The sequence below is a fragment of the Micromonospora sp. NPDC052213 genome, assembly GCF_040679695.1.
Lineage (GTDB): Bacteria > Actinomycetota > Actinomycetes > Mycobacteriales > Micromonosporaceae > Micromonospora.
Genome location: NZ_JBFAVI010000024.1, coordinates 12,877 through 29,973, shown reverse-complemented (window position 1 = coordinate 29,973; position 17,097 = coordinate 12,877). Strand labels below are relative to the sequence as shown.

At 71.1% G+C, this 17,097-nt stretch carries 10 protein-coding genes; 5 read left to right on the top strand and 5 right to left on the bottom strand.

Annotated features, from left to right (window positions below; translation table 11 throughout):
• Positions 1-6: 6 nt before the first annotated feature.
• Positions 7-1,842 (bottom strand): DUF262 domain-containing protein, encoded by a 1,836-nt coding sequence (locus AB0L34_RS09135; protein ID WP_363703268.1) that lies wholly within the window; start codon positions 1,840-1,842, stop codon positions 7-9.
• A gap of 266 nt (positions 1,843-2,108) precedes the next feature.
• On the opposite strand from AB0L34_RS09135, the gene AB0L34_RS09130 reads away from it, so the two are divergent.
• Genes AB0L34_RS09130 through AB0L34_RS09115 form a run of 4 tightly spaced genes read left to right on the top strand, consistent with a single transcriptional unit; the run spans position 2,109 to position 12,055 of the window.
• Positions 2,109-5,861: a hypothetical protein gene (locus AB0L34_RS09130; RefSeq protein WP_363703266.1), complete on the top strand. Its 3,753-nt coding sequence runs from the start codon at positions 2,109-2,111 to the stop codon at positions 5,859-5,861.
• Complete coding sequence (gene pglZ, locus AB0L34_RS09125) at positions 5,858-8,599, top strand: BREX-2 system phosphatase PglZ (protein WP_363703264.1); 2,742 nt, start codon at positions 5,858-5,860, stop codon at positions 8,597-8,599. The genes AB0L34_RS09130 and pglZ overlap by 4 nt, the downstream gene beginning before the upstream one ends.
• Positions 8,596-9,909, top strand: coding sequence for a BREX system ATP-binding protein BrxD (gene brxD / locus AB0L34_RS09120; RefSeq protein WP_363703263.1), 1,314 nt, complete (start codon positions 8,596-8,598; stop codon positions 9,907-9,909). The genes pglZ and brxD overlap by 4 nt, the downstream gene beginning before the upstream one ends.
• A gap of 10 nt (positions 9,910-9,919) precedes the next feature.
• Complete coding sequence (locus tag AB0L34_RS09115) at positions 9,920-12,055, top strand: DEAD/DEAH box helicase (RefSeq protein WP_363703261.1); 2,136 nt, start codon at positions 9,920-9,922, stop codon at positions 12,053-12,055.
• Between the two features lie 237 nt (positions 12,056-12,292).
• Here AB0L34_RS09115 and AB0L34_RS09110 read toward each other — a convergent pair whose 3' ends face one another.
• Positions 12,293-12,769 (bottom strand): hypothetical protein, encoded by a 477-nt coding sequence (locus tag AB0L34_RS09110; RefSeq protein ID WP_363703259.1) that lies wholly within the window; start codon positions 12,767-12,769, stop codon positions 12,293-12,295.
• A gap of 163 nt (positions 12,770-12,932) precedes the next feature.
• Positions 12,933-13,862 (bottom strand): hypothetical protein, encoded by a 930-nt coding sequence (locus tag AB0L34_RS09105; RefSeq protein WP_363703257.1) that lies wholly within the window; start codon positions 13,860-13,862, stop codon positions 12,933-12,935.
• A 524-nt stretch (positions 13,863-14,386) separates the two neighbouring features.
• Here AB0L34_RS09105 and AB0L34_RS09100 point away from each other — a divergent pair.
• Entirely contained in the window at positions 14,387-15,403 is a 1,017-nt protein-coding gene (locus AB0L34_RS09100) for a DUF559 domain-containing protein (RefSeq protein ID WP_363703255.1), read from the top strand.
• A gap of 100 nt (positions 15,404-15,503) precedes the next feature.
• Here AB0L34_RS09100 and AB0L34_RS09095 read toward each other — a convergent pair whose 3' ends face one another.
• Both AB0L34_RS09095 and AB0L34_RS09090 read right to left on the bottom strand, forming a co-directional pair.
• Positions 15,504-16,232, bottom strand: coding sequence for an HD domain-containing protein (locus AB0L34_RS09095; protein WP_363703253.1), 729 nt, complete (start codon positions 16,230-16,232; stop codon positions 15,504-15,506).
• Between the two features lie 90 nt (positions 16,233-16,322).
• Positions 16,323-17,096 (bottom strand): hypothetical protein, encoded by a 774-nt coding sequence (locus tag AB0L34_RS09090; RefSeq protein WP_363703251.1) that lies wholly within the window; start codon positions 17,094-17,096, stop codon positions 16,323-16,325.
• Between the last annotated feature and the right edge of the window lies 1 nt (position 17,097).

Below are 17,097 nucleotides of genomic sequence, written 5' to 3'. Positions count from 1 at the left end.
CTTCCTCTACGAAGGCATGCTCCCCGAGGCGGGCAGGCGAGGCCACACCTTAGCTGCCAAAGCCGCCAGCATTCGACCTCGTTCCTCGATCGCGTCGATGGACCAATCAGCATGGGAGGCGATCGGACCGTTCATGCGGAGCATGGACTGTTGGCTGAACTCAGGACGTTTCACCGCCCAGCCAGCGTTGGAAACCGAACCATTGAAGGTCGGTGTGACCAGGGTCAGATTGCCAATCCGGTGGATCGCCTCGTCCCGTCGCTGCGTTTCGAGCAACCGGCCGGCGTCGTCTGTCGCGGTCAACGGCCAGTGTTGCCGCCACTGCCGCGGCATGACGTGTTCGATCTGCAACTTCTCGTACTGGAAGTCGGCGGGCTCTGTCTTCGGGTTGGTCTCCCGGAGATGCTGGTCGATCGCGCCGAGCACCAGGCGGATCCGCTCCTGAGTCAGGTTTCCATAGAACTTGCGGGTGACGAACGCCTTGGCCAGTTCGTCGTCGTCGGGCCAGAGTGTGCCGTCAACGCCGTGAAGTACCCGTAGTACGGCGTCGATGAGCAACGCGTCGGCGGCCGGTGCCTGGTCCGCAGCCCTCAGTACGTCGACGAACACTTTGCCGTAGCCGCGGGTGTTTGCACCGACTAGAAGCCGGCGGACGACCCAGGACTCGACGGCGCGTACCACGGACGCATGGCTGGCCGCCGAGATGTAGTCGGATGGCAGAGTGCGCAGCCACATCAGCAGCGGGGTTACGGTCGTGATGCCGAGTGCGTCGAGCCTCTGGTAGGACCGGCGAAGCGACTCCGACTCTGCGGGCTCGGCGCCGACGACCACCCGGTACGCCCGTCCGAAGTCGTGGAGTTCGGCCAGCACGTCCACGGTCTTCCGACCCGCGCTGTCCAGGTAACCTCGGACCTGGCTGTAGAGGTGGCTGACGCTCGCCTCGGACCGGGACACGGCGGTCAGCCATCCGGAGAGAAGGACATCCCGCCGGCCGCGTTGGGCGTGCCCTCGGCCGACCTCCGTCTTCCACCACTGTTCGTCGAATGGTGCCCAGTAGGTGTCGTAGACCTTCTCCAGTTCCTTCTCGTCCGACAACTCCCCACGCAGGAACAACAGATTCTTCACCAGGTCCGCAGCGGACAGGGGAGTCTGCCGTCCGTTGAGCACCTCGAAGATGACCTGGGCGTCGTCGTTGTCCTCGAGGTCGATGACCACGAGCTTGAAGAGGTCCAACAGCGCGTCGACGAGGGTGTCCAAGCGCTCAGGCTCAGCACCCTTTACGGCCTCTCGAGTGCGTTGGGAGAAGTAGCGCCGAGCCTGGAGGTATAGGTGCGTGCCCTGTTCGGGTAGATCGTCCGCCATCGCGATCGGCCAGACCTGCCGGTCCTTGCGACGAGGCCAGAGTTTGTGTCTCTCTTCGGGTGATTCGATGATGTCTGGGTGGTTCTCCAGCAGTCGCCGCACCTGCTTCGCGCGAGGCGACCGGTGCTCAATCAGCACGTCCAGCACACCCCGCAGGACAAGCTGAACGGTGGTCAGGCGCTGTTGCCCGTCGATGACAGCGCGTAGGTCAAGGCCACCGGCGGCGGCGGCCAACTGGTCACAGACGATCGCGCCGAGAAAGTGCGGCGGGACCTTCTTGTCCGCCTTCGCCAGCGACTCACCGCTGGCTGCCGCCTGCTGTCGTGCCTGGAACAGGCGATCGGAGGTCTCCACGAGATCCTCAAACAGCAGAGCCCACTGGCCGTCCAGGGTCCACTCGTAGTCCCGCTGAAATGTCGGAATGACGTAACGCCGATCCTGCGTCAGGATCTGCTTCAACGAGTAGGTGTTGGCATCCACCGTCGAACACGCCTTCCGGGTAGGGGCCGTGCATGAACCCTCGCAGTGCAGTCCCGGGACTGGCTAGGACGCGACTGCTGAAACAGACATGGTTGCAAAGCTGGGGAGGCGGAACAAGGGCCGAAGGCAGCGGTCGTGGATTTGACAGCCGCTGCGTTGTTGAGTTGCGGCGGCAAGTGCCACCCGCGGTCAACCTATCGGCCACACGTCGAACCCTGGTCGGCTCGGTGGGTGTGCTTAACTCGTTTCTCGGTACGGTATGCAGCATGTCTTCGCCCAGCCCCGCGCCGCTGCTCCGGGAGTTCATCGACATCCCGGAGCGCACGAGCACGAGCGACTTCGTGCTCAGGCTCGCCGACAGCGTCGCCGACGCTGACGCAACCCTCCGCGACTATGTCGTCACGGACCGGCTGCTCGGCAACTTCGACGAGGCGCTCGGGTTGATCCGCTCCGCGGTTGAGGGGCACGCCTCGAAGGCCGCCTACCTGCACGGCTCCTTCGGCTCCGGTAAGTCGCACTTCATGGCGGTGCTGCACGCGCTGCTGCGCGGCGAGCCCGTCGCCCGGGGGCGGGACGAGTTCGCGCCGCTGGTCGCGAAGCACAGCGTCTGGCTCGACGGCCGCAAGTTCCTGCTGGTGCCTTATCACCTGCTCGATGCCCGCTCCCTGGAGCAGCGGGTGCTCGGCGGCTACGTCGACCGGGTCCGCGCGCTGCACCCCGAGGCGCCCATCCCGGCGGTGCACCGCACCGACGCGCTGCTGGACCAGGCCGCCTCGCTGCGGGAGAAGATCGGCGACACGCAGTTCATCGACGGCCTGCCGGGCGGGGACGTCGAGGACGAGTGGGGCGAGAGCGAGACCTTCTGGACGCCCGAGCGGCTCGACCAGGCGTTCGCCGGCGCGTACTCCGACGAGCTGCGCCGCAAGCTCGTCAACGACCTGCTGACCAGCTGGAACAAGGGCTTCTTCAGCAACGCGCGCGAGGACGCGGAGGCGTTCGTCTCGCTCGACCGGGGCCTGACCGAGATCAGCCGGCACGCCAAGGAACTCGGCTACCACGGCCTGATCCTCTTCCTCGACGAACTGATCCTCTGGCTCGCCAACTCGATCGGCGACCAGCAGTTCGTCTCCCGCGAGATCCAGAAGATCACCAACTTCGTCGAGGGCGGCGACACCCGCCGGCCCATCCCGGTGATCAGCTTCATCGCCCGCCAGCGTGACCTGCGCGAGCTCGTCGGCGAGGAGGTGACAGGCGCCAACGAGCTGAGCTACCAGGACACCCTCAACCTTGCCAGCGGCCGCTTCGACGTGATCAAGCTGGAGGACCGCAACCTCCCGGAGATCGCCCGCCGCCGGCTGCTCAAACCCCGCGACACCACGGCCGGCGATGCCATCGCCCGAGCGTTCGACGCCACCACGAAGGTACGCCGGGAGGTCTTCGACACCCTGCTCGGCACCGACTCGGGCAGCGGTGCCGACATCGACGCCTTCCGGTCGACGTACCCGTTCAGCCCGGCGTTCCTCTCCACGCTCGTGCACGTCTCCAGCGCGCTGCAGCGCTCCCGTACCGCGCTGAAGCTGATGCGCCAGCTGCTCGTCGACCGTCGCGACACGCTGCGCCTCGGTCAGCTCGTGCCGCTCGGCGACCTCTACGACGTGATCAGCAGCGGCGGCGACCAGCCCTTCACCGAGAAGCTCAAGGCCGAGTTCGAGATGGCCCAGAAGCTCTACGACCTGAAGCTGCGCCCGCACCTGCTCGGCCAGTACGACCTCACCGACGACGACCTCGACGCGGCCCGCCGAGGCGACCCCCAACCCGCCGAGACGACCGGCCGGATCCGCGCCTTCACCGGCGACGACCGGCTGATCAAGACGCTGCTGCTGGCGGCACTCGCGCCCAGCGTGCCGGCGCTGCGGAACCTGACCGCCCGGCGGCTGTCCGCGCTCAACCACGGCAGCATCACCAGCCCGATCCCCGGCGGCGAGGTCGCCCAGGTCAGCCGCAAGCTCACCGACTGGGCGGGCCGGTTCGCCGAGATCCGCATCGGCGAGGGCGACGACCCGGTGGTCTCCCTGGAACTGGTCGGCGTCGACGTCGACAGCGTCCTCGCCACCGCCAAGCACTACGACAACGACGGTGCCCGCAAGCACCTCGTGCAGCGGCTGCTCTGGCAGCAACTCGGCGTGCCGTGGAGCGACTCGTTCTTCGCCGAGGCGGGGCTCACCTGGCGGGGAAGCCGCCGCACCATCGAGCTGGTCTACGGCAACGTCCGCGACCCGCACGACATCCGGGACGAGGCGTTCCACCCGAACGACCCCGCCGGCTGGCGCATGATCATCGACTACCCGTTCGACGACGGCAGCCACGGCCCGGCCGACGACCGGCAGCGGGTGCAGGAACTCATCAGCCGGACGACATCCCGCACAGTCTGCTGGATCCCGGCCGCCCTCACCGTCGAGCGCCGCACCGAGCTGGGCAAGCTGGTCATCATCGACAAGCTGCTCGAGGGCCAGCGTTTCGAGAGCCACGCCGAGCACCTCAACCCCGACGACCGGCGCCGCGCGCAGACCGCGCTGACCAACCAGCGCAGCGCGCTGCTGGCCAAGATGCAGGCCGTGCTGCGTCAGGCGTACGGGCTGGCCGGCAAGCAGCCGACCGACGTGCAGCTCGGGTTCGACGACCACCTCCAGTCGCTGACCCGGGCTCTGGAGCCGAAGCTGCCCATGGGCGCCACCTTCAACGACGCGCTGCGCAGCCTCGGCGACCAGATGCTCAGCCAGCAGTTCCCCGCCCACCCGGACTTCGACCCCGACCGCAAGGGCGAGGCCGTACGCCTGCCCGACGTCAAGGTCGTCCTCGACCACGTCCGGCGGGCGGTCGAGTCGCCCGAGGGGCGCGTCGAGGTGGAGCGGGCCCACCGGCAGACGCTGCGCCGCATCGCCAACCCGCTCGGGCTCGGCACCATGCACGAGGCCGCGTTCGTCATCGAGGGGCAGTGGACCCAGCACTTCCACCACAAGGCCGCCACCGAGGGCATCAAGGGTGAGTTGCGGGTGGCCGACCTGCTGCGCTGGATCGACGAGCCGCAGGCGCGCGGCCTCGACCCGATCGTGGCGCAGCTCGTCGTGGCCACCTTCGCCGAACAGACCGACCGTGCCTTCTACCTCCACGGAAGCGAGGTCGTCCCGGCCCCGGAGGTCGGCAAGATCGGGGCAGATCACACCCTGCGCGAGGAACGGCTGCCCAGCCAGGAGGACTGGGACAACGCGCGCGCCCGCTCCGCCGCCATCTTCGGCGTCCAGCCGATCGCGTTGCGGCGGGGACGGCTGGTGGCGATGTTCGGCCGCGACCTGACGATCCAGGCGAACCGGTATCGCGAGGCGGCACACGGACTGGTCGCGCGGCTCGACCAGCACACGCGGTGGCTGGGGATCGACAAGGATTCGGCGAGCGGTCGACTGGGCACCGCCCGTGCCGCGGCCGACCTGCTGGAGGGGCTGTCCAACGCGCGATCGGCGGTGGAGACCGTGGAGCGCCTCGCCCGGGCCGAGCTCGGTGGGCCTGCCGACCGCACCGGGAAGAGCATCAAGAGCGCGGCGCAGGTGTCGGCCGACCTGGCCGGCGTCTCCTGGGACAACTTCGAGATCATCAGCGGCCTTGGAGCACCGTACGCCACCGAGGCGGCGGCGATCCTCACCGAGCTGCGTCGGGTCGGCCAGGCCGACGAGCTGACCGCCCCGCTGTCCCCGGCCCTGCGCCGGGCCCAGTCCGACGCGGTGGCGTTGATCCGTCGCGTGACGCGCAACCGGGAGCCGATCGACGACCGGCCTCGTGATGTCGTGGTCCGCGATCCCGGCAGCAAGGTCCAGCCGGGCGACGGCGGCGGCACGGTGGTCGCCCCGAGGAGCGAGGTCGCCGTTCCGGCGGCCGACGTCGACCGGGCGGTCGAGAAGCTTCGCGCCTTCGCGGCTGCCCACCAGGACGCGACGATCGAGGTGAGCTGGAGAATCGTGCCGTGACTCAGGCACCAGTATCTGCACAGGCGCTGCGGATCAGCCCGGTGGCGTTGCGTCAGAAGGTGACGCAGCAACTCGACCGGCACCGCAACGGTGACGCGTACCCGGTGATGGTGGTGCGCGCCGAACCGGCGTGGCCCCACGACCCGACGATGCTGTTGCCCGACGGCCGTCAGGCCCGGATCGTGCCGTGCGTCTCGCCGCTCGCCGTCTGGGAGCACCTCATCGCCGAGCGCGGCGACGAGGTGCTGGTGCTGCTCACCGACGTTCCGGAGTCCGTGCTGCACCACGGCGTCCGGAGCCGGATCTTCCGGCAGCGGGTCATCACGGTCGAGCCGTGGGACCTCGTCGTGGACGCGTTCGGCGCGCAACTGTCGGACACCGCTCTGGAGCGGGAGTCGTGGGCCGGCGTGGCGTTGCTCGACGCGATGCCGGCGGCGGGCTGGCCCAAGCTGGCCACCGCCGTGCTGACCCGGGACGTCGCGCTGCGGCACCTGGCCGCCGTGCGCCTCGGCCTGGACCGGCGGGGCGGGGGCCCGGATGCCCTCGACGTCGCCGCGCTGCTGCGGTGGAGCGCCCAACCGGGCGCGGTGGAGGCGTACGGGCTGCTGCGCGAGGAGGAGCAGGACGGGCTGGCCCGGTGGCTCGTGGAGCAGTTCGGTCGGCCGGCGAAGGCCATGTTCTCGCTGATCGCTGCCGGGCACGGCACGGAGGCGCTGCCACTCGGCCTGGTCTGTGACGCGCTGTGGAGCACCGACAGCGCCGACGCCGTACGCGCCCAGGGGCGGGTCGACCAGTACTTCGGCGGCCTCAACGACGACGCGACCGTGCGGGGCTTCGCCGAGGCGGCCGTGCAGGTGGTCACCGGCCTGCTGGTCGCTCCGAAAACGGACGTGCGGCGGCAGGGGCACGCGGTGCTCGACCGCGCCGAGGAACTGCTCATCCAGTTCAACGCGACCGGCAGCGCCGGGCACAGCCCGATCCTGCGCACCGGCTTCAACCAGCGGATCGGCGTCGCGGCCCGAGCCCTGCTCTCCGGGCTGCACGACGCAGCGGACACCGCACTGGAGCCGGCGGTCGAACAACTCGCCGAGCATCGGCTGGCGGAGGCGGAGGCGGAGCGACTCACGCGAATCCGGATGGCGCAGCGCCTCGTCCGCTGGCTCGGCACGGACGTGGCGCCGCCCGAGAGCGTCGCGGACGGGGTGGATCGGCAGATCGCCGAGTGGGGCTGGGTCGACCTGGCGCTCAACCACGTCTGGGCCGGCGAGGACGCCCACCCGGAACTGCAGCAGGCGTTCCGGCAGATCCACGATCGCGCGCAGGTGCGTCGCCGGGACCTCGATGGCGCCTTCGCCGGACGCCTCGGCGCGTGGGCGACCGCCGGGCCGGGCGGCGACGGCGGCCTGCTCACCGTGGAGAACGTCCTCCCGCGCGTCGTCGAGCCGCTGATCCGCGCCGACCGGCCGGTGCTGCTCGTCGTCCTCGACGGGATGAGCGCCGCTGTCGCGGTGCAGCTCGCCGACGAGCTGTCCCAGCACTGGGTCGAGTACGACCCGCTCGCCGGGGCCGGAGCGGGACGCCGGCGGGGCGTCGTGGCGGCGCTGCCCACCCTGACCGCTGTCTCCCGGACCTCGCTCTTCGCCGGCGCACTCCGCAGCGGCCACCAGGAGCAGGAGAAGAAGCTCTTCGCCGACGGCCGCTGGGGCAAGGGCTCCCGGATCTTCCACAAGGGTCCGGCCCGGGGCGGCGCGGGCGAGGTCTTGGCCGGCGAGCTGGCGGCGGCGGTGGCCGGCGCGGCACCCGTGGTCGCCGTGGTGATCAACACGGTGGACGAGTCGCTGGCCCACGGCCGGGAGGGCGACGAGGCCGGGTGGCAGCTCGACGACATCGGGTTCCTGCGCAGCCTGCTCGACCAGGCGCGGTCCTCGGGCCGCGCGATCGTCGTCACCAGCGACCACGGGCACGTCCTGGAACGCGGCGGCCAGCACGTCAAGGCCGCCGATGCCGCCTCCGCCCGGCACCGCACGGGCCCCGGCCCGACCGGGCCGGGTGAGATCGAGCTGACCGGTCCGCGCGTCGTCGCCGAGGGCAAGCGGATCATCGCCTTGTGGGACCCGCTGCTGCGCTACCGACCCAGCAAGGCGGGCTACCACGGCGGTGCCTCGCTCGCCGAGGTGACCATCCCGCTGCTGGCCTTCCTGCTGCCGAACGTGACCGAGCCGCCGGTCGGCTGGGCGCCCGTCGAGGCCCGTGAGCCGGAGTGGTGGCGGTCGATCGCACCCGCCGCGTCGCCGCTCGCTCCCGCGCCGCCGGTGGCGGCACCCAAGCCGCGCCGGAAGGCTCCGGCTGTCACCGGGGACGCGCTGTTCGACGTACCGGAGGCGACGACCGCGCCCGCGGCGGCGCCGGCGGCGGGCGACGGCGACCCGGTGGCGGCGCTGCTCGCCACGGAGTTGTTCGAGGCGCAGCACGGCCTGACGCCGCGTCGGGTGGATCAGCGGAAGATCGAGGCGGCGATGCGTGCGTTGGTCGACGCCAAGGGCGTGCTGCCGGCGGCGGTGCTGGCCCAGCGGGCCGGCGAGGTGCCGGCCCGCGCGACCGGCTTCGTCAACGCCCTGCAACGGATCTTCAACGTCGACAACTACCCGGTGCTCTCGCTGACCGACAACGGCCGCACGGTACGGCTGGACCTGCGGCTGCTGCGCGAGCAGTTCCGCCTGCCCGGAGGCCCCTCGTGAGCGGCGTCAGCCCGGCCCGCCGCCGGGAGGTCGTCGACGCCCTGCGGCGGGGCGCCGTGCCCTCGTCGGGCCTTGACCTGTTCGCGGTCGGGCTCGACCGGTTCGGCGCCGCGATCGGCGAGGATCTCGACACCGTCGCCGCCGGCGGGTCCGTCTTCAAGGCCGTACGCGGCGAGTACGGCTCCGGCAAGACGTTCTTCACCCGGTGGATCGCCGAACGCGCCCGACGTGCCAACCTCGCCACGGCGGAGGTGCAGGTCTCGGAGAACGAGACCCCGCTGCACCGGCTGGAGACCGTCTACCGGCGGCTCACGGAGCGGCTGAGCACCTCGACGTTCCCGCCGAGCGCGCTGCGGCCGGTCGTCGACGGCTGGTTCTACGCCCTCGAAGAGGACGTCCTCGCAGCCGGAGAGGTCGCGCCCGACGACGCCGACGCCCTCGACCGGGCAGTTGCCGCGCTGCTGGACCAGCGGCTCGCCACCGTGAGCCGCAGCGCCCCGGCTTTCGCCGCCGCCCTGCGCGGCTACCGCCGTGCCACCCTGGACGGGGACCCGGCGACGGCCGACGCCGTGCTCGCCTGGCTCGGCGGCCAACCGCACGTCGCCGCCGCTGCTCGCAGAGTGGCCGGCGTCAAGGGGGATCTGGACCATTTCGCCGCGCTGAGCTTCCTGCAGGGCCTCCTCGCCGTGCTGCGCGACAGCGGCCATCCCGGCCTGCTGCTCGTGCTCGACGAGGTGGAGACGCTGCAACGCGTCCGATCGGATGCCAGGGACAAGGCCCTCAACGCGCTGCGTCAGCTCATCGACGAGGTGCACTCGGGGCGGTTCCCCGGGCTGTACCTGGTCATCACCGGCACCCCGGCCTTCTACGAGGGGCCGCAGGGCGTGCAGCGGCTCGCGCCGCTGGCCCAGCGGCTCGCCGTCGACTTCACCACCGACGCCCGGTTCGACAACCCGCGCGCGGTGCAGATCCGGCTGCCCGGCTTCACCGTTGACTCCTTGGTCGACCTGGGCGGACGGGTGCGCGACTTGTACGCGGACGGATCCGCGGCGCCGGACCGGGTGCGCCGCCTCGTCGGCGACGGGTATCTCGGCGACCTGGCCCGTGCGATCGCCGGCGGGCTGGGCGGCAAGGTGGGGGTGGCCCCACGCCTGTTCCTCAAGAAGCTGGTGGGGGAGGTTCTCGACCGGGTGGACCAGTTCCCCGAGTTCGACCCCCGCCAGCACTACGCGCTGACCTTGACCGTCACAGAGATGACCGACGTCGAGCGCAACGCGAGCAGCGCCGACGCGGTCGCGCTCGAGCTGTAGGACGCCGGCGATGGCGAGTGGTGCCGAGCTGCTGCATCCGGTCGTGCTGCACCACGTGGTCAACACGTTGCAGTGGCCGGCGCTGCGACCGTTGCAGGACGCCGCCGTGCGGCCGCTCCTAAACGGCGAGGACGCCCTGCTCCTCGCACCCACGGCCGGCGGCAAGACCGAGGCGGCGGTGTTCCCGCTGCTGTCGCGGATGGCGCAGGAGAACTGGTCGGGCACCTCGGTGCTCTACGTGTGCCCGCTCAAGGCGCTGCTCAACAACCTCCTGCCCCGACTGGAGACCTACACCGGCTGGCTGGGCCGACGCGCCGCGCTCTGGCACGGCGACGTGACCATGGGCCGACGCCGGACGATCCTCCGAGAGCGGCCGGACGTCCTGCTCACCACGCCGGAGTCGCTGGAGTCGATGCTGGTCAGCGCAGCCGTGGACCACGACGAGTTCTTCGGGCAGCTACGGGCGATCGTGGTCGACGAGGTACACGCGTTCGCCGGGGACGACCGGGGCTGGCACCTGCTGGCCGTCCTGGAACGCCTCTCCCGGGTGGCCGGTCGCCCGGTGCAGCGGGTCGGCCTGTCCGCGACGGTGGGAAATCCCGACGAACTGCTGGGCTGGCTGCAGGGCTCCGGCCGCGACCAGCGGCCGGCGCGGGTGGTGGCACCCGGCATCGGCGCGCCGGCCGGCGCCACGACGGTGGCACCGACTCCCGCCGGCCAGGTAGAGCTGGACTACGTCGGCTCCGTGCACAACGCGGCCAAGGTGATCGCGGCCCTGCACCGGGGCGAGAAGCGGCTGGTTTTCTGCGACTCCCGCGCCCTGGTCGAGGAACTCGGCCAGCGGCTGCGGGCGCTCGACGTGACGACGTTCCTCTCCCACGCCTCGCTCTCCGTCGACGAGCGGCGGCGGGCCGAGGAGGCGTTCGCGCAGGAGCGGGACTGCGTCATCGTCGCCACCAGCACCCTCGAACTCGGCATCGACGTGGGCGACCTCGACCGGGTCATCCAGATCGACGCCCCGCGTACCGTCGCCGCCTTCCTGCAGCGGATCGGCCGCACCGGGCGGCGGCCCGGCAGCAGCCGGAACTGCCTCTTCCTCGCGTTGGACGGTGAAGGGCTGCTGCATGCCGCCGGGCTGCTCCACCTCTGGTCGCAGGGCTGGGTCGAGGCCGTCGTGCCGCCAGCGGAGCCCCGACACATCGTGGCCCAGCAGATGCTCGCGCTGTCGCTCCAGCGGCACCGCGTCGGCGACCAGGTGTGGCCGGGGGAGTGGAACGGCCTGGCGCCCTTCGACAAGACCGCCGAGGTGATCGTGCGGCACCTCGTCGACCGCGGCTACCTCGACGTCGACTCCGGGATGCTCTTCATCGGGCCGGAGGCGGAGCTGCGGTTCGGTCGTCGGCACTTCATGGACATGCTGGCGGTGTTCACCGCCCCGCCCCAGTTCACCGTGCTCTCCGGCCGTACCGAGATCGGCCGGACCGATCCGGCGCTGCTCACGGCGAAGGTGCAGGGTCCCCGGTTGCTGCTGCTCGCCGGGCGGAGCTGGCGGGTCACCTACGTCGACTGGAAACGTCGGCGTTGCTTCGTGGAGCCCGCCGACGGTGGCGGCAAGGCGCTCTGGATGACCGGCGGCTCGCCGCAGGGGTTGTCGTACCGGATGGTGCGGTCGATGCGCGACGTGCTCCTCGGCGCCGACCCGCCGGTCGCCCTCACCGGCCGGGCCAGCGCCAGGCTCGCCCAGTTGCGGGAGGAAGCCACCTCGCTCGTTCATCCCGGCGGCACGGTGGTCACCCGCGAAGGCGACGGCGAGATGCGGTGGTGGACGTGGGCAGGCTACCGTGCCAACGCCACTCTGATCGCCACTCTCAGCGACCTGGCTGACCCGACGCAGCGGTACGACGATGCCTCGATCCGGCTGCGGCCGGACCTGGACCGCGAGATGGTGCGAGCCGCCATGGCCGATGCGGTAGATCGGATCTGCCTGCCGGACGTGACGGAGAAGGCTCTCGCCGGTCTCAAGTTCAGCGTTGCCCTGCCGGAGCGGCTCGCCGTGGCGACCCTGGCCGCCCGGCTCGCCGACGTGCCCGCGGCCCGTTCGGTGCTCTCCGAACCCACCCGAATGACGTATCTGCCGCCGGTGTGAACCACCGCCACACCTGCCGGCGGTCTCACCCACGTCGTCCTGGCCGAACGGTCTCCACGTCAGGAGCGGTCCGGCGCTGCCGATGAGCTGCGGGAACGATCGGTCCCGCAGCTCATCCGTGGACGGATCAGGGGCGGCGGCTCGGGAACGAAACGCCGGTCAGGGTGAACTGGTTGCTGGGGTCGGTCTTGTAGGCGGGGCAGTCGCCCGTCTGCTCACACCACGGCGAGTACGTCTTCACTCGACCGTCCCGGCCGAGGTGTCGAACGTCATCAGCCGCAGGTAGCTGTTCTCGGTCACCCTCGGCAGGCTGTAGGTCTGGTAGTCGGCCTGGACGCCGTACACCGTGTTGCCGTTGTCGCCCTGGTCGGTGCGGTTGCCGGCGGACGTGTAGTGACCCGAGAAGACCCACTGCACGTTCTCGTGCTTGCGGGCGAGATCGTTCCAGATGCGGTTGCCGATCGCCGACCGGTTCACCTCGGCCTGGTACTCGTGCGCGTTCAACATCACCTGGTGCCTGGGGTGTGCCGCGATGACCTGGTCGGCCCAGGCCAACTCCTCCGGCGTCGGGTTGTACTTCAGCGAGACCACCAACCACCGGACGCCACCGGCGAGGAACTCCATGGCCGAGTTGTCCATGGTGTTGGCGGGGTAGCTGTCGACGAAGGCCGGTGTGTGCTCGAACATCGTCCGCGGGAAGTGGGCGTTGAACATGTCGGCGCTGCGGTCGGTGGCGATCCCGAGGTTCGGGTTGCAGGTCGCCGCCGGGCTGCACGACTACGCGTCGAGGTCGTGGTTGCCGAGCGAGACGGCGTACGGCACCTCACGGTGGAGCGGGTACATGTGCGGCGACGGGCTGATCGCCGTGACGCGGGCGTCAGTTACCGCCTGGTTGCGCGGAGTCGACTGCGGAGCCCTCGCCGGCGGGCAGCGGATCATCAACGAGACATCCGGGACGGTTCTGGGTGGGGTCCTGGCGGTCCGTCGTGTTGTCCGACCCGCCTTCCTCGTGGCGGGTGCCGTCGTGGCGCAACCGGTGGCCGAGCAGCTCCTCGATCCACCGGGCGGCGGCCTTCCGCATCGCCGTCATCTCCTGGAGCGCCCTGGCCGGCTCGTCCTCCAGCCCCTGCGCCGCCTCGTCGGCGGTGAGGCCGTCGACGTGCCTCTGCAGGATCGTGATCCACCTGCGGCTGAGAAGCTCGGCGCTGCGGGCTTGTCTGAGGTGCATGTCGAGTTCGTGCTCCAGTTTCAGTCGCGCCTCCGCGGACGGCAGGAGGGCGGCCTTGACGCGGTCGTCGAGTTGCACCCAGGCGTCGGGCTGACAGGTGAGCTCCCTGCCGTTGCGGGTGTAGGACCACGGTTTCGTCGTGCGCAGCCTCTTTTGCAGCTCCTCTTCCAGTTCCCTGGCGGCGTGCGGTGCGAAGCTGCGGGAACGCTCGGCCGCTAGACGCGCCAACCTCTGCCTCGCGTGCGGCATGCAGGACTGGGCGTGCCACCTCAACAACTCGGGACGCAACCCCTCGGACGACCACGTGAACGTGGCCTGCACGGTGAAGGTGAAGACGTAGCCTCGGGCCGGCACCATGATCGGCTCCGCCCTGAGTTCGTCGACGACCCGGCCGGGCGCGGGCGGATCCGGCGCTGGGGCGAGTTCCAGCCGCTGGAGTGTGGCGTGCAGGCTCTTCCAGCGCTTCTTCGACCACTCGCCGACGTCTTTGCCCGCCTTCCGCACGGCCCCGAGCGCGCGGCTGCCGCGCTTCTTCCAGCCTTCGGAGGGTGTCGACTCGGGGCTGGAGGTGTCGGTCATGTCGGCCCTCCCCTCGTCGCGGAGTTCCTCTGCGTGAGCGGCCAGGCTGGACGGCTCCCTCTGGTGCGGTCTGGGCGGGGAAGGGCTCCTGACCGACGAACGTCAGGGCGATGAGCGGCATCGACTCGTCGTCCGTGACGTGGTGATCCGTCCTGAAGTTAACAAGGCGGCGGCCCGACCGGCTCCCGCCGCGCGGATGTGAGAGCGTCCAATCACGATATTTTGACAAGTGCGGCTATCCGGGCATTTTGCATGCTATCCGGTGCCTCCGCGGCGGGGCCGTCACGGCGATCGGCATGTCACAGCCAGCCCTGCCCGCTGCTCCGAGAGCCCATCGACATGCGGCCCTGGCGGCCTGCCGGGCCCGCCGCGAGCATCCCGGAGCGCACGAGCACGAGGTGGCGTTCGGCCTGGTCCATAGCACAGTCAGCCGCCCCTGCGGCGCCTGTCCACAGGCGGCCGTGTTGTCCACACCGGTGCCGGTCGCGCTGGTGGGGGAGCGGACGGCGCGGCACCGTCGGGGCATGGACTCCGTCATCCAGGCGCTGGTCGAGCGCGGTGGTGGGCTGGTGACCCGGGACGACGTGCTCCGGTGCCGACCGCGCTCGGCGCTGGAGAGCGCCTGCCGCTCCGGCCGCCTGCTCCGGCTGCTGCCCGGCGTCTACGTCGACGCCACCCTGGTCGAGACTCCGCAGCGCACCTCACCGACCGCAGGAGCCCGCAGCGCTGTCGACACCGCACCGCTCACCCGGTCGACCGCGCCGCCGCTCGCCCGGATCGCGCCGGCCCTGGCCAGACGGGCGGCGCTGGCGTACGCCGACGGGCGGGGCGCACTGAGCCACCTCACCGCGCTCGACGTGTGGGGCCTGCGGCGGCAACCCACGGGCGAGCCGCTGCACATCGACGTGCCGATCACGTCCGGGCTGCGCAACCGCCCGCACCTGCTCGTGCATCACCGGCGCCGCTTCGCCCCACAGCCCCCGTACGCGCTGGTCCGAAACGGCGCGCCGGTCACCCGGCTGGACCGGTCGCTGGTCGTCGCCTGGCCGCTGCTGCCCAAGGTCGAGCGCGCCGGCACGATCATCCGCGCCGTCAACGACCGACTGACCACGCCGGAACGGATCGGTGCGGCGCTGGAGGGCGCGCCGAGACTGGCGGACCGGGCCACCCTGCGCGGGCTGCTGGACCGGCTCGCCGCAGGTTGCCGCAGCCCGTTGGAGATCTGGGGCCACGACCGGGTCTTCACGGGCCCCGGCATGCCGGCGTTCCGTCGGCAGGCGCGGGTACGGGTGGGAGGCCGCGTCGTCTACCTCGACCTGTACGCCGAGGCGGAGCAGGTGAACATCGAGCTGGACGGCGCGACGACCCACGGCGACCCGCGTGAGCGCGAAATCGACCTGCGCCGGGACGCCCTGCTCGCCACCCGCGGCATCCTCGTGGTCCGCTTCACCCACCGCCGCCTGCTGCACCACCCTGACGACGTTCGCCGCGAAACCCTCGCCATCCTCGCCACCCGACGCCGGGCTCCCATGATCGGTTGATGGGAAACCGTCGCCGAGGCAGGCATTCGGACGGGTTCCGATCAACTGATCATGGGGCTCGGTGGGGCCGCCGCAGGGCGCGCCCCACTTCGGAGCATCGTCAGCTCGGGTGGACCGGTTGGTCGAGGATGGCGCTGAAGCGCTCCTCGGCCAGGTCGAGCTGGTCGAGGATGTGCCGCTTCACCGGCGCCGACAGGGGAGTGTCCGGCCGGGTGACGAGGTCCCGGTAGACCGGCACCAGCGGCCGGTACTTCGCCGCCGACGAGGCCACCTTCGGCCCGACGGTGTGGATGACGCCCACCCCGTTGTCGGTGAAGTCGGAGATCTTGATGACCCGCGCCCACGGCTCCCGGGCCAGGCTGGCCGCCACGTGCTCCCGGTACTGCACGTGCTTGTCGCGCCCCGGGTCGTACGCCGGGTTGGTGACCGCGCCGACCAGGCGGGCCACGCGCGGGCCGAACCGTTCGGCCAGGACGGCCAGCGCGGCGGCGGTCGCGTCGTCGCCGGCCTGCTCGCCGGCCAGCTCGTCGGGGTGGTCCTCCACCGCGTCGTGCAGCAGGCCCGCCACGATCACGTCGACGTCGCGGACCTGGTAGTGGTGCATCATCCGGATCGCCACCCGCAGCAGGTGGTTCAGGTAGGGCTCGCGTACCCGCCGGTCGTCGCGGTGCAGCTCGGCGGCCAGGTCGAGGGCCTCGGTGAGCCGCTCCCGGGCGGCCTCGTCGAACGCGCGCAGCTCCAGCCGGAACCGGGCCAACAGGCCGGGCTCGCCGTGGATCTCGGTGATCGCGTGCATCGGCATGGTGGCCAGGTAGGCGGGAAACTCCATGCGCCACTTATAGCCGATCTTCACCATGTCGCGGGCCCCTGCCGTCGGGTGCCCGACGCACCGCCCCGTGCACGAGGGCCGGCGCACGGCTCAGGCCCGGCCGCCGCCAGAGCTCTCGGTGGCGGCGCCGGTGACCCGGACCGCCTTGACGATGGCCGGGATCGAGCCGATCAGCAGCACCAGCCCCCAGACGAGGGCGACGACGGCGAAGACCAGCGCCCCGAGGTCGTCGACGACACTGACCAGGATCACCGGCACCAGCCGGTGCAGGAACTCCAGCACGACGGTGCACAGCAGCGTGGTGAGGGCGAGCAGCACCAGGCCCTTGTTCTGCAGAAACCGGGGTTGGGCCGCCACGAGCAGCCCGGCCCAGGCGAGCTTGAGCAGCAGCACCAGCCCGAGCAGCACCGAGGCGTCGCCGACCGGGAAGAACCCCCACAGGGCCAGGTAGGCCAGCGTGCCGAACGGCGGGGCCAGGAACAGCGACACCATGACGGTCAGCTCGACGAAGGCGACCAGCAGCGCGACGAACGCCACGACGATCAGCACGATCGAGAAGACCAGCGTCGCGACGCCCTGCACCCGGCCCTGGACCCGGTCCGGCAGCACCAGGCTCAGGCAGAACAGCCCGGTGCTCCAGACCGCGACCGCGTCGACCAGCGCCAGGTAGCCGGTGCCCCGGCCGGACGGCTCGCTGACCCCGGACACGCCGGTGACCCGCACGTCGAGCGCCCCGGCGCTGTCCCGCAGCGCCGCGCCGGCGTCGCCGCCGCCGACGAGCAGCCCGGCGCCGATCTCGACGCCGAGCGCCAGGCCGACGGCGAGCATCGCCAGCAGCAGGAACGGCTTGCGCAGCTCACCCATG